Source organism: Sphingomonas telluris (genome assembly GCF_022568775.1).
Taxonomy (GTDB): domain Bacteria; phylum Pseudomonadota; class Alphaproteobacteria; order Sphingomonadales; family Sphingomonadaceae; genus Sphingomicrobium; species Sphingomicrobium telluris.
The window spans coordinates 1-13,287 of record NZ_JAKZHW010000002.1 but is presented as its reverse complement, the minus strand read 5'-3'; the positions used below and the strand labels follow the sequence as shown (position 1 = coordinate 13,287).

Annotated in this window: 11 protein-coding genes; 8 read left to right on the top strand and 3 right to left on the bottom strand. The window is 60.5% G+C overall.

Going from position 1 to position 13,287, the window contains the following annotated elements:
- Positions 1–33: 33 nt before the first annotated feature.
- Positions 34–1,212, top strand: coding sequence for an alpha-hydroxy acid oxidase (locus LZ016_RS10995; protein ID WP_241447525.1), 1,179 nt, complete (start codon positions 34–36; stop codon positions 1,210–1,212).
- Here LZ016_RS10995 and LZ016_RS10990 read toward each other — a convergent pair.
- Positions 1,209–1,820, bottom strand: coding sequence for a TetR/AcrR family transcriptional regulator (locus tag LZ016_RS10990; RefSeq protein WP_241447524.1), 612 nt, complete (start codon positions 1,818–1,820; stop codon positions 1,209–1,211). The genes LZ016_RS10995 and LZ016_RS10990 overlap by 4 nt on opposite strands.
- Before the next feature lie 111 nt (positions 1,821–1,931).
- On the opposite strand from LZ016_RS10990, the gene LZ016_RS10985 reads away from it, so the two are divergent.
- The 7 genes from LZ016_RS10985 (at position 1,932) to LZ016_RS10960 (ending at position 11,161) form a co-directional block, all read left to right on the top strand.
- Complete coding sequence (locus tag LZ016_RS10985) at positions 1,932–3,650, top strand: DUF885 domain-containing protein (RefSeq protein ID WP_241447523.1); 1,719 nt, start codon at positions 1,932–1,934, stop codon at positions 3,648–3,650.
- Positions 3,647–4,927, top strand: coding sequence for a spinster family MFS transporter (locus LZ016_RS10980; RefSeq protein WP_241447522.1), 1,281 nt, complete (start codon positions 3,647–3,649; stop codon positions 4,925–4,927). The genes LZ016_RS10985 and LZ016_RS10980 overlap by 4 nt, the downstream gene beginning before the upstream one ends.
- A 179-nt stretch (positions 4,928–5,106) precedes the next feature.
- Positions 5,107–7,329 (top strand): TonB-dependent receptor, encoded by a 2,223-nt coding sequence (locus LZ016_RS10975; protein WP_241447521.1) that lies wholly within the window; start codon positions 5,107–5,109, stop codon positions 7,327–7,329.
- Between the two features lie 158 nt (positions 7,330–7,487).
- Positions 7,488–8,720, top strand: coding sequence for an NAD(P)/FAD-dependent oxidoreductase (locus LZ016_RS10970; RefSeq protein WP_241447520.1), 1,233 nt, complete (start codon positions 7,488–7,490; stop codon positions 8,718–8,720).
- Positions 8,721–8,725: 5 nt separating this feature from the next.
- Positions 8,726–9,160, top strand: a complete 435-nt coding sequence (locus tag LZ016_RS15720) for an alpha-isopropylmalate synthase regulatory domain-containing protein (protein WP_366512913.1) — start codon at positions 8,726–8,728, stop codon at positions 9,158–9,160.
- Between the two features lie 23 nt (positions 9,161–9,183).
- Positions 9,184–9,534, top strand: a complete 351-nt coding sequence (locus LZ016_RS10965) for a RidA family protein (protein ID WP_241447519.1) — start codon at positions 9,184–9,186, stop codon at positions 9,532–9,534.
- 127 nt (positions 9,535–9,661) lie between these two features.
- The gene (locus LZ016_RS10960) at positions 9,662–11,161 is read left to right on the top strand and encodes a CoA-acylating methylmalonate-semialdehyde dehydrogenase (RefSeq protein WP_241447518.1); all 1,500 of its coding nucleotides are present in this window, start codon (positions 9,662–9,664) and stop codon (positions 11,159–11,161) included.
- Positions 11,162–11,580: 419 nt separating this feature from the next.
- On the opposite strand, the gene LZ016_RS10955 is transcribed toward LZ016_RS10960, so the two are convergent.
- Positions 11,581–12,099 (bottom strand): tyrosine-type recombinase/integrase, encoded by a 519-nt coding sequence (locus LZ016_RS10955; protein ID WP_241447517.1) that lies wholly within the window; start codon positions 12,097–12,099, stop codon positions 11,581–11,583.
- Positions 12,100–12,482: 383 nt separating this feature from the next.
- A complete protein-coding gene (locus LZ016_RS10950) occupies positions 12,483–13,103 on the bottom strand; it encodes a hypothetical protein (RefSeq protein WP_241447516.1) in 621 nt (206 codons plus the stop codon).
- Positions 13,104–13,287 lie beyond the last annotated feature (184 nt).

Here is a 13,287-nt window from a genome sequence, read left to right as displayed (position 1 = left end):
TGGCGCCGGCGCCTACGCGGGAGACACAGTTGCATGACGCTGGAACCCGCCCGCCGCCCCAGGTCGCTCAAGCGCTGCTTTAGTATTGAGGACCTGCGCTTTCTGGCTTGGCGCAAGCTGCCAACTGCTCTGTTTAACTACATCGACGGCGGATCGGACGACGAAGTTACGCTTCGACGAAACAGCTCGGCTTTCGATGACTACAGCTTTCTGCCGCGAACGCTTCGCGACGTCTCAGCGATCGACACGTCCACAACTCTCCTGAACCAGCGCATCGCGGTCCCTTTCATTCTGTCTCCGACGGGCATGTCGCGGCTGTTTCATCATGGCGCGGAGCCGGCGGTCGCGCGCGCAGCGGGGAAGACCGGGACTTTCTACTCATTGTCCACCATGGCCACGACCTTGCTGGAAGACATCGCGATCACGACTGCTGGCCCGAAAATGTTCCAAGTCTATCTGTTCAAGGACAAAGGACTGACGGCGGAGCTGGTTCAACGGTGCGTGACGGCGCGCTACGACGCGCTTTGCCTCACCATCGACACGCCGGTAGCTGGGAACAGGGAGCGGGACCGGGTGACGGGCATGGAAATGCCGCCGCGCTTCACCCTAAGAAGCTTGGTCAGTTTCGCCAGCCATCCCGCCTGGCTGCTAGCCTTCCTGCGCAATCCCGATTTCGATATCAAGAACGTCGCACATCGGGTGGACGCGCTCCAAGGAAAGAGCGTCAGCCTGATCGACTACGTCAACGGGCAGTTCGATAGGACAGTGGGGTGGGACGATGCTGCCGCGCTTCGTGCGCTTTGGCCCGGACCATTCGTTATCAAAGGCGTGCAATCTATCGTCGATGCGAAGCGGGCGGTCGAGATTGGGGCAAATGCAATAATGATCTCGAACCATGGCGGTCGCCAACTCGACGGAGCCGTCGCGCCCGTCGACCTCGTGCCTGGGATTCGCGATGCGGTCGGAGACGCCCCTGAGCTCATCGTGGACGGCGGCGTGCGTCGTGGAAGCCAAGTGGTCAAAGCGCTCGCTCTCGGCGCTAATGCCTGCTCCTTGGGCCGCGCTTACCTCTACGGCCTTGCTGCCGGAGGAGAAGCGGGTGTCGTTCGTGCACTGACTTTGCTCGCCGACGAAGTCGCGCGGACGATGGCGCTCTTGGGAAGCACCTCTGTTCGCGATATCTCCGGCGACCTAATCGAACGTACGCGTTAGGCGCTCAGTTTGGCCTCTCGGCGCACGGCGGAGCGGACGCGTTCCATCACGTCTTGGCCGCAAAGAATATCGATATAAAGGTGCGCGATTCGCTTGCGAACGGCCGTGCTTTCGCGAACGCCGATCGCGTAATATCCAATCTGATGATAGTAGAAAACGCGAGCGCGCATCAGCGCTTCGTCCTTTGAATAGCCGAGCGCGTCGAAGAAGCGTTGCAGGGTTGCCATGCGTTCGCGATCAGATCGCTCAACGGCCCAAGTCGCGCGCTGATCTGACCGCGCCCATTCGCGGACTGACATATCGAAATCGTGGTCGTAGCCGTCTTCCTCGATTAACCTGGCTACGGCCCTGTCAAACCAAGCGCCAACCGCTGCTAAGCTTCGGCTAGTTGGGAAATCAGGCAGGAAGCGACATTCCTCTTCCCAACGCTGCAATAATGCATCGAGCAAGTCCTCGCGGTCGCGGAAATTATGGTAGAAACCTCCGCGTGTTACCCCCAGCCGCTGGGCCAGACGATCAACTTTAACCCCCGCGATCCCTTCCTCAACCAGCACCTGTCGTGCTGTGTCGACCCACGTCTCAGATGAAACTTTTTGGGCGCGTCCCACTAAGGGCTCTCCATATGAGCGAACATTTCTCTCACCCTGCCACCCGTGCCTTGTCCTGCCAAGCTTTACTCGCCTACGAGATACACTAGTGTACAAAATCGGGAGCGGTGAATGGACGATGCCACGGGAGAGGCGATTGCACTGGCGCTAGTCGGCATCGACAAGGTGTGGGCAGAGGTTCGACGCACGCCTTGGGTCGAGCGCGATTTAGGACTGCCAGTTGATAGGCTTCCGGACATCGGCGAGGCTGCCGTTGCCGCTCGTAGTCGTCGCGCAGCAGAGGCCTTATACGCTCTCGACCGCGCCAACGAGGCGTTTCTGCCTCGCGAACTGAAGTTAACGCACACCGTCGCCAGGCTGACCGCAGCGCGGATGGCAGCTGAGGCAGATCGCTACTGGCTGGCCTTTGATCCGCTCGGCATCGGGTTCTTCGCGATGTTCGCGCCCACGGCCTACTGCGGGGGCTTTTTGCTCGGGCACGTCGGCGGAATGCTTGCCAAGTTCGCCTTCGAGACGGAGGGCGATCTTCATCGTTATCTCGGATTGCTGGAGGACTATGCGCGCCTGATCGATCAGCTGCGGGAACGGACCGCCGGTCAGGCCCGACGTGGCATACGAATTCCCCGCCCGCAGCTCGAACAGTCACGCGAACTGGTCTCGCGGTTCCGCCGTGGGGTGACCGCCCTGGTACCATCGTCCGATCGGCTCCAGGGGGCGGGCTCAGACAGAGCCGCGGACCTCATCCGGGAGCGGTTGGATCGCGCCGTCGACCCCGCCTTCGAAACATTACTCTCGCTGCTTTCCGAAGCGGACTACGACGCACGCGCGCCCGAAACCGTCGGCATAGCCCAGTATCCAGGCGGTGAAGCACTATACCGGGAGCTGGTTCACGAGCACACCACGCTCGACGTCTCCCCGGAGCAAGTGCACGCTCAAGGTCTCGAGCAAGTGGCGGCCGTCCGCGCGGCGATGGCGGAACTGATCCGCGAAGTACCATTCGAGGGCTCTCCGTCCGATTACCTGGCCGCTACCGGGCGGGATCCCGCGTGGCGTGCACAAAGTTCCGAGGAAATTGAGGCGTTCTTCAATCGCTACATCGAACGAATCGCGCCTCTTCTGGACGACGTGTTTCGTTTCAAGCCGAATGCACCGCACGCCGCAGCGCCGCTCCCGGAGATGCTCGCCGGTTCGATGACGTTCGGATATTATGACGCACCCGGGCCGAACCAGCCGGCTGGCCGATACCTCTTCAACGCCACCAACTTGGCCGGCGGTCCGCTCGGCAATATCGCGTCCCTAAATTACCACGAGCTTGTTCCCGGACATCATTTTCATTTGGCCTCCCAGCGGGAGAACGAGGCTCTGCATCCCGTGAGGGCCAACGCTTTGTTCAATGCGTTCAATGAGGGTTGGGCCGAATATGCCGCAACCCTTGCGGGGGAGCTGGGGATGTACCAGGCGCCGGAGGAGCGTTTTGGGCGGCTCATGATGGACGCATTTCTTGCTTGTCGCCTGGTCGTCGACACGGGGATGAATGCCATGGGCTGGTCGCTGGAAGAGGCGCGCACGTTTATGCGCGAGAACGCTTTCGTGCCCGAGACGGAGATCCGCTCCGAGAGCATCCGTTACTCATGCGACATTCCGGGACAGTCGCTCGCCTACAAGATTGGCGAGCACTTTCTTACAGCGAGGCGTGAAGAGATGCGGGCGCGTCTTGGGGAGCGGTTCGATCTTCGCGACTTTCACGATGCGGTGCTCAAGCCTGGCGCCCTGCCGCTCCCGCTGGTCGCCGAGAATATTGCCAGCGCTACGGAGCAGTTGGTTGCATGAGCGGCGAGGCTGACCGCGCACCTGCGTGGACTTTGTACCGTCCGTCGCAGCGCTGGGGTTTTCTTGGTATCCTGTTTCTCGCTTCCGCGTCGAGCTCCATCGATCGGCATGTCATGTCGGTACTGATTGAGCCGATAAAGGCGGAATTTCACGCTTCCGACACGGTGATGGGCTTACTTGGCGGCTTCGCTTTCGCCGCCTTGTACGCCACACTCGGCCTCCCGGTGGCGCGCTTTGCCGATCGCGGTGACCGTAAGCTGGTCATCTCTGCGGCATTGGCCGTCTGGAGTATAATGACGCTCCTCTGCGGCATGGCACGAACTTTGCCCGAGCTTGTCCTGGCGCGCGTCGGTGTCGGAGCAGGCGAGGCGGGGGCGATGCCTCCCGCGCAGTCGCTCATCGCGGACTACTTTCCTCCCGATCAACGCGCGCGTGCACTTGGCGTATTCATTTCGTCGTCAACGGCCGGCTACCTGCTGGCTTTCACCTTAGGTGCATGGCTAGCAGCGACTCATGGCTGGCGGTCGGCCTTCGTTGCGCTTGGAGCACCCGGTTTGCTCCTGTGTGTCCTAACGCTGTTTGGACTTCGAGAACCGAGGCTGCGAACGCAGAAGGATCAAAGGCCGCAGCAGGAGTCGCTTCGCACGACACTGGCAGCATTGGCAGGCAAGCGCACATTCGTACTCCTCTGCGTCGCCACCATACTTTACTTTCTTGTCGCCTATGGGGCGGTGATCTGGTTCCCTTCCTATCTGGTGCGGGTCCTCCATCTCGACCTCGTGTCGGTCGGTGCCATCTTCGGGGCACTCGGCGCCGTCGCTTCTCTCGTGGGCAGTGTCTTCGGCGGTCTTATTACCGATTTCGCGACGAGGCGCGGTGGGGCTTACGCTGCGCGCGTGCCATCACTGATCATGATTGGCGTGGTTCCTTTTTATGAGCTCGCGCTTTTCAGTAACGAACCCGTCCTCTTTTATGCGGCATCGTTTGTTGGAGCGGTGGGCCTTAGTGCCGCAGTGCCTGCTTTCTTTACGTTGCTGCATCGGATTTGTGGGTCACCCCGGCGCTCGATGGCAGTCGCAATCCTCTTCTTTTTCGCGAACTTGGTAGGTCTCGGCCTCGGCCCAGTTCTCACCGGTGTGCTCAGCGATCATTTCAGCGCGGCCTACGGTCCGGTTGGGTTACGATATTCGCTCATGATCGCGTTCGCGGCCCTAGTGCTTTCCGGGATGGCCCTATGGGCGGCCGCCACGTCCGTCGAACGCGACACCGAGGACTAATAAAATACGGTCTTGCATGTTATCCCGCTTTGGGAGAGGCTGTGCCCATACATCCTGGGGAGACGATTGGGGCGAACCGTCCATCTCGTGGGCCATGCCGCCGCCGTAGCCGTGTTTCGCGTTCTTGGAAAAGTGGGAGGGAAAGCATGAAGCGTAGTGTCCAAGTTCGCCTTCGGTGGATGAGCCTGACGACAGCTGCGGCTGCATTGTGTGCCGGTACAGCTGCACACGCGCAGTCAGAACAGGCGTCGTCGAGCCAGCCTGCCGACGCTAGCGCACCGAAGTCTCCCGATCAGCCGTCGCTCGCTGGCAGCGAGGGCGAGATCGTGGTCACGGCGCAGAAGCGGCCAGAGATCCTCCAGGACGTGCCGATCTCGATCAGCGTTGTCGCCGGTGACCAGATGCGCAAGGCTGGCGCGACGCAACTCGTCGACCTTTCCGGTTACGTTCCGGGTCTGCAGGTCGACAGTGCCGGTACTCCCGGGCAGACCACAGTGACTCTGCGTGGCGTGACTCCTCTAACGGGAGCCCAGACCGTCGGGATATATGTCGACGATGCGCCGGTTGGGTCGTCCAGCATTTACGCACGGAGCAGCATCTTCTCTCTCGATCTGCTGCCCTACGACATCAATCGGCTCGAGATCCTCCGCGGACCACAGGGGACGCTGTACGGCGCGAGTTCGATCGGTGGCCTCATCAAATATGTCACGGTGACTCCCAGCTTAACTCGTACCAGCGGGGTAGTCGGTGGAGAGGTCTTCGACATCGATCACGCCCACGGCTTCGGTTACGCGGGTCAAGCACTCATCAACACGCCCGTGGTGCAGGACCGCGTCGGGCTCAGCGCGAGCATCGCCTATCGGAAATCGCCGGGTTACGTTAACAACGTCCAGACCGGGCGCCGCGACCAGAATGATTATGATCAGCTGGGCGGCCGACTCAGCCTGCTGGTCAAGCCCAACGATCGTTTCTCGGCGCGTTTCTCGGCAATCTACCAGAAGGTCGATTCCGACAACAATGCGCAGGTCGTGGAGGAAATATCCACTGGCGAACGTCTCGGCGACGGATATGCGAATAACAACTACCTCGACGAGCCTTTCACCAAGAAATTCCAGTTCTACTCAGGCACCCTGGATTATGACTTCGGCTTTGCGACACTCACTTCCGCGACAAGCTACAGCAGTACGAAAATCCGCCAGACGATCGATGCGAGCCGGGTTTACGGGTCGCTGTATCCGCTGCTCACGGGAGGTGCGATTCCAGCCGGATTAGCGCCATTCGACCTCAGCCTCGACCTGGATAAGGTTACGGAAGAAGTCCGGCTCACCTCGCCAAACGGCGGCCGCTTCGAATGGTTGGTCGGCGGCTTCTATACTCATGAAGAGACAGAGAACCGCCAGGTCGTACCCGCCTTGACCATGAATGAAGAGCCGATCCCAGCGCTCAATCCGCTGGCAGAGGTTTCTCTTCCCACGACCTACCGCGAGTTCGCAATTTTCGGGAACGGTACTTTCCACCTCACGGACTCGTTTGACTTTACAGGCGGCATGCGTTGGGCGCGAAATAAGCAGGACTTCCGCCAGATCACGAGTGGTCTGCTTTTCGGAACTCCGAAGAATATACCCGGCCAATCAGACGAGGACGTGTTCACTTTCAGCGTGAGCCCGCAAATTCATCTCGGCGAGACTGCGATGATCTACGGGCGGATTGCGACCGGGTATCTCCCCGGCGGCCCGAACGTCGCAGTTCCGGGCGTGCCGCCACAGGTTCAGTCAAGCAGGCTCACCAGCTATGAAATCGGGATCAAGGGAACTCTCATCGACCCCCGCCTCTCTTTCGAGTTTGCTGCCTATGATCTGGAGTGGAAAAAAATTCAGCTTACCGAGGTCATCGGCGGGGTCAGCGCCGCGGTTAACGGCGGCCGTGCCCGAAGTCGGGGCATCGAGGGTTCACTGATCTTTCATCCCGTGCCTGCTCTTAGCCTCGCGGCAAATGGCTCCTATGTGGATGCATACCTGACCGAAGATGCGCCGCCGATCGGAGGGCTTGACGGGGACCGCCTTCCGAATGCTCCCAAATGGAGCGGGTCGCTCACCGCGGATTATAGCTTTGACGTCGGCTCCAACCGCGCGAACGTAGGCGCTGGCGTTCGCCATATCGGGCGGCGCCTGTCACTTGTGGAGAGTAGTCCCGGGTCCGTACCCGCAGCCGCCTACACAACCCTGGATGCTCACGGTGAACTTACGGTGGATCAGCACTGGACCGTGCGTATCTACGGTCGGAATCTCACGGGTTCGAAAGGGGCGGTTTCACGGACGCTGCTGCTTGGACTTCCGATTCAATACACCGTGATTCCAGTTCAGCCGCGCACGTTCGGTCTTGCTGCGGAATACGCTTTCTAACCGGAGGGTTAGGAAGCCTGGGCCTGCCCCGAATAGCGACGCGGTAGCTCTGTCTGGGTCAGGCTCGGCTCACACGTCGTCGGAATCTCATCGGCCAAGTCGGAATCGTCACCGCCGAACGAGTTCGTTGTTGTCCGTCTCATGCGTGAAGGTGCGAAATGCAATCTACGGACATCGTCGTTGTTGGCGCAGGCGTTATTGGCCTGAGTGTAGCGTACCAACTGGCGCTGAGAACTTCGGACCGGATTCTTGTCTTAGAGAAGGGGGCAGGACTGGGCGAAGGCTCGACAGGTGCATCCTCGGCTGTCTGTCGATTCCGATATTCTCGCGACGAGATGGTCGAGCTCGCAAAAGACGGCATACGAGCCTACCGCAACTGGAGCGATTTCCTTGAGCTGACAGCGCCGGTTGCTCGCTTCCATCAAACGGGCGTCATTTGGCTGGGCGGCGGCATAGGCAGCAGCGCCGAGGTTGCTCGGCTGCAGCGTCTGGGGGTCGCAGCCACCTTGCTCGATGACGCCGATGTTCAGGATAATTTCCCAGCCCTGAGCCCCTGCACAATTCCGCCTGATCTTCTGGCTGGCGAACCTCACGAGTGTCGCTCAGGTGAGAGATACATCCTTGAAAGTGAGGGTGGGTATATCGAGCCGACGGACGCCCTTCAGGATCTGCTGACCGCTGTTCGTAACAATGGTGTCGAAGTGCAGTTCGGCGCGCGGGTGACTGGTATAGAAACAATCTCTGATCGGGTCGCGGGCGTGACGCTTGCGGACGGGTCAGGGTACGCGTGCGGCCTAGTAGTAAACGCGAGTGGCCCGTGGTGTAATCAACTCCTGGCCAAGGTGGGGCTGGCAGATCGCTGGCCCTTACGACCCACCCGGATTCAGATGGCCCAGTTTGACATGCCCCCGCATCTGCCCGGAAGCATGCCCGTGTGTGCCGATTTGGCCGGAGGAATTTACTTTCGAACCCAAGGTCAGCGGAAGCACATCATCGTTGGCTCCGTATTGCCAGAAGACGAACGCGAGACGGTGGACGACCCGGACGAATTTGACCGTTCCGCTGATGACAGCTTTGTTCGCTCGAAGCTTCACGCCGTTCAACATCGAATGCCGTCAATTGGCCCGCTGCGCGGTGTTCGCGGGTACAGCGGTCTGTACACCATGAACTGGGCTGACGTTCATCCAATTGTGGGCGAAACACCACTCGGTGGCTTCTTCGTCGCTAACGGGTGCAGCGGCCATGGTTTCAAGCTGGCGCCTGCCATCGGGTCGCTTATTGCCCAAGCCATAGCGGGTAGTAAGCATGCCTTCGATACGGCCGTTCCGAGAACCTTTCTGAGCTTCGATCGCAGGCCAATCGAATTAGCTCAGCAAAGCGTGCTGGCCTAGGCGACGTGGCTCCGGTGATTCATCGCAATCTCGGAGGGACCGGCCCCAAGCACGCTCGGTCACCGTGGAAGTTCAAACGTGTCGACATTCGGACACGGATGGTACGCGGGAATGACGTGGCCGTCAGGATTGAGCTCCTTCACGAAATCCGAGGCAAGCTGACGGATCTCGCAAGTGGCGAAGGAGGTGTCGAGACAGCGTTCCGCGCGATCAATCAGATATTGGGGACCAATGGAAGGCTGGAAAGGCTCAACGTTTCGGGCGGTCGGAGGAACAACGGCGAATGGCACGTAAGCGCCTGCGTGAGTGTTCGCTTCGGTACTGTAGAAATGACCGGGTGGTATAGTGGCCCTGACGCTTTGACGGCTTCCTGCGGTGCCTACTTAGACGCGCTTGGCCGTGCCGCAGAGATGAACATCGAGAAGGCGGCGATCGCTTAGGATTTGATGGAAGAGGAGATTAAGTGGCTCATTTATCTCAGTTCGTAGTCGCCGATGAGTTCGTGTTTTTCTCAGGCCAAATTGGCTTCGAGGCACCAGGTGTTTTAGTTGAAGGCGGTATAACGTCCCAAGCGCAGCAGATCTTCCGCAATCTCGATGTCTATCTTGCCGAACTCGGCATGACGCGGGAGACCGTGGTGAAGACGACCATCTGGATTACAGACGCGCAAAACTTTGAGGCCGCCAACGAAGCCTACGCACAGTACTTCGGCGACCATCGACCCGCACGCTCGACCACGGTTGCAGGTCTGGTTCTCGAGGGCGCCCTCATTGAAATTGAGTTTGTAGCAAAAAAGCCGAGTGAGAAGCGCTGAGCTTGATTTGGTGGGACGCCCGCCAGCTTGAAAGCGCGACCAACATCGTGGCGGACGACCTCGCACGCAAAACAATCGCCGAAGCGCGAGCGCGTTCGGGTACGGTCGCGGTTTAGGAGTTTCACACATGCTTCGAAGCATCGACCATTTCATCGGCGGCGAGAGCTTTTCCTCGGGCGAACGCAGCGGCGACGTTTTCGACCCCAACCAGGGTCAGGTGCAGGCCAAGGTCAGGCTCGGCACCGCCGCCGATCTCGAGCGTGCGATCGATGCCGCCAAGGCCGCCCAGCCCGCATGGGCCGCGACCAACCCGCAGCGCCGCGCCCGCGTCATGTTCAAGTTCAAGGAACTGGTCGAAGCGCACATGGACGAGCTCGCTCACGCGCTCTCGTCCGAGCACGGAAAGGTCATTGCGGACGCCAAGGGCGACGTTCAGCGCGGCCTCGAGGTCATCGAATTCGCGACCGGCATCCCGCAGGCGCTGAAGGGCGAATATTCCATGGGCGCCGGCCCCGGCATCGACGTCTATTCGATGCGCCAGCCGCTCGGCATCGGCGCGGGCATCACGCCGTTCAACTTCCCGGCGATGATCCCGATGTGGATGTTCGGAATGGCGATCGCTTGCGGCAACGCCTTCATCCTGAAGCCCTCCGAGCGCGACCCGACCGTTCCGATCCGCCTTGCCGAGCTGATGAAGGAAGCAGGCCTTCCCGACGGCATCCTCAACGTCGTCCACGGCGACAAGGAAATGGTCGACGCCATTCTCGACCATCCTGACATCAAGGCGGTCAGTTTCGTCGGATCGTCCGACATCGCGCAGTACATCTACTCGCGCGGCACGGCGAACGGGAAGCGCGTGCAAGCTTTCGGCGGCGCCAAGAACCACGGCATCGTCATGCCCGACGCCGACCTCGACCAGGTCGTCACCGACCTGACCGGCGCGGCCTTCGGTTCGGCGGGCGAGCGCTGCATGGCCCTCCCGGTCGTCGTTCCGGTCGGCGAGGAAACGGCCAACGCCCTTCGCGAAAAGCTGATCCCGGCGATCGAGAAGCTGCGCGTCGGCGTCTCGACGGACCCGGAGGCTCATTATGGCCCGGTGGTCACCAAGGCGCACAAGGAAAAGGTCGAACGCTACATCCAGATGGCGATCGACGAAGGCTCGGAGCTGGTCGTCGACGGCCGCGGTTTCACGCTCCAAGGCCACGAGGAAGGCTTCTTCATCGGCCCGACCTTCTTCGACCACGTCAAGCCGACGATGCAGACCTACAAGGAAGAGATCTTCGGCCCCGTTCTGCAGATGGTCCGCGCCAAGGACTTTGAGGAGGCGGTGCGGCTGCCGTCCGAGCATGAATATGGCAACGGCGTCGCGATCTTCACTCGCAACGGCCACGCGGCCCGGGAATTCACCGCGCGCGTCAACGTCGGCATGGTCGGAGTGAACGTGCCGATCCCCGTTCCTGTCAGCTACCACAGCTTCGGCGGGTGGAAGCGCTCGGGCTTCGGCGACATCAACCAGTACGGCATGGAAGGCGTGAAGTTCTGGACGAAGAACAAGATCGTCACCCAGCGCTGGCCCGACGGCGAAGCGCATGGCGAGAGCGCCTTCGTCATCCCGACGTTCGCCTGATCGGCTTCGCGCTAGAGAGCCAAGGTTTCGAGCGTGTTCTACTCGCTCGGTCGGACGGTTCGCTAGTGGCAGCTTTCCACCCATTCCTGCCACTAGGAGTGTTCGTCAGGCTGTGAGCCAGCCGAATGGCCTCTAGCGGCTCGCGCGGGTCCAAAGATTGGGTATGCAGCGAGCCGAGCTGAAACAGCTTCAGCGAGCTTCCTGGCGGCCTCGTCAGCCTTCTGCGCATTACGACCAGCCAGGTCGGCTCTCACGCCTTTACCGATCAGTCGTATCGCCAAATAGGCGAGGGCTCGGACCTCTTCCGCGTTCAATCGCCGCCAGCCCCGGCCGCCGTTGTCGGAAGGATCCTCGATTCGCATCGCTGGATCGATGGAACAGACAGCGAACACATGGCTAGTCAGGAATCGGCCGGACGATTAAATTTCCAGTGCCTCCGACAGCTCCAGCGCATCATCCAACTCGACGCCCAGGTAGCGGACGGTGCTCTCAAGCTTGGTATGGCCAAGCAGCAACTGGCACGCCCGCAGGTTGCCAGTCTTCCTGTAGAGCATCGAAACCTTGGTTCGCCTGAGACTGTGGCTCCCGTAGTCGGCTGCTTCCAGGCCGATGCGAGCAACCCACGACTTCACGAGCCGGATGTATTGGCGCGTGGACAGGTGGGCGTCGGGATGCATTCGGCTCGGGAAGAGCCAGCTCGCATTTCCGCGTCTAACCTTGAGCCATTCCGCCAGGGAGCGCCGCGCTTGCTCAGTAATCTCGAACTGCACGGGTCTGCCGGTCTTCTGCTGGATAACGATCGCACGCCGCCGCAATGCTCCGCCCCTAAGAACATCGGGCAGGCATAGCGACACGACGTCGCAGCCTCTCAGCTTGCTGTCCAAAGCGATGTCGAACAGCGCCAGGTCTCGAACGCGCCGCTCGATCTGAAGGCGCACGCGGACCGCCCAAACGTGCATCGGCCGGAGTGGAAGCTTCGCCCCCACTATGACTTGCGGAGGTCGGTACATGGGTTAGCTCCTAGCTAGGAGCTTCGTTCAACCGTCTAGTGGCAGGAATGGGTCGAAAGCTGCCACTCAGATCGGAAGGAAGCGAGTGACCCGAGCCCTCAAAAAGACGGACCAGACCTTCGTCCTTTCGAGGAATGTCGGCGTCGGCGTTCGTCCCGGCTGACGCGACGTTGATACCAGGGTGAGAGGCAAAAGTTTGCTCGGCCGTTGGACTGCGCAGCCGGTTTTCGCTGCAAACGAGAAGGACATCGTTCGATCATCGTGGCGGTCATGACGACTGTCCGCAACGGTGGAAAGCTGCCGCTAGGCTCTCAGACGGTCGGGAAGCGCAGCCGCTTAAGCAGAGCGAAATACCGGGGATCTCGTCTGATTGGCTCAATCAGCGGATCTGCCCGAAGGTAGATCATTCCCGGCGTCTTTGCCGCGGCTGCTTTATCGAACTCGGCGAACGCGCGGTCCAGATTTCCTGTCTGGGTGTAAACCTGTCCGTATTGGAACCGAGCTGGGCCCACCAGCGAGCGCATGTGCGCAATCATGCGGTCGACTTGTTGGATCTGCCCTCTGCGTGCGGCGATCATTGCCTCACCGGCCATGCGCAGTGGATGGTCCACTGGCATCTGTTTGAACTCAGCCGCTGCAGCTTCGAGCTGGTTCAGCGCGATAAGCGAATTGCCGATCTGGGCGTGCGCAGTGAGTTGTTTGGGCGCGACCTCCAGGACCTTCCTTCCGGCGGCGATGGCATCCGAGAAGCGGCAAAGCACGATCAGTGCATATGCTCGCCATTGGTAAGTTGGCCCGTTCAGTGGATCGAGGGCAATGGCCTGATCTGCAAGCCGAAGGCCCTCCTTCGCGTCGCTGAGCCAAGGCAGCTCACGAGCGCCAATGGCAAGCACTTCCGCATTGTTTGGGACAAGCGAGATGGCGCGGTTCAAATTTGCGAGCCCATTCGCGAAATCGAGCCGGCCGATCTGGAGCTCGGCGAGAGCGGAGTATGCGGAGCCAAGTTGCGGCGCCAGTTCTATCGCCCTCTGCGCTGCGGCGTCAGCGTCCAACCACTCTTGGGCGACATTGGTGTTGGAAAAGCCGTAACGAGCCGCGAGCTGCACAAGCAAGTTC

Bases quoted from the DNA above. Each gene is read 5' to 3' on its own strand.
- LZ016_RS10995 (WP_241447525.1), top strand. From the start codon at position 34: ATGACGCTGGAACCCGCCCGCCGCCCCAGGTCGCTCAAGCGCTGCTTT.
- LZ016_RS10985 (WP_241447523.1), top strand. From the start codon at position 1,932: ATGGACGATGCCACGGGAGAGGCGATTGCACTGGCGCTAGTCGGCATC.
- LZ016_RS10980 (WP_241447522.1), top strand. From the start codon at position 3,647: ATGAGCGGCGAGGCTGACCGCGCACCTGCGTGGACTTTGTACCGTCCG.
- LZ016_RS10975 (WP_241447521.1), top strand. From the start codon at position 5,107: ATGAGCCTGACGACAGCTGCGGCTGCATTGTGTGCCGGTACAGCTGCA.
- LZ016_RS10970 (WP_241447520.1), top strand. From the start codon at position 7,488: ATGCAATCTACGGACATCGTCGTTGTTGGCGCAGGCGTTATTGGCCTG.
- LZ016_RS10960 (WP_241447518.1), top strand. From the start codon at position 9,662: ATGCTTCGAAGCATCGACCATTTCATCGGCGGCGAGAGCTTTTCCTCG.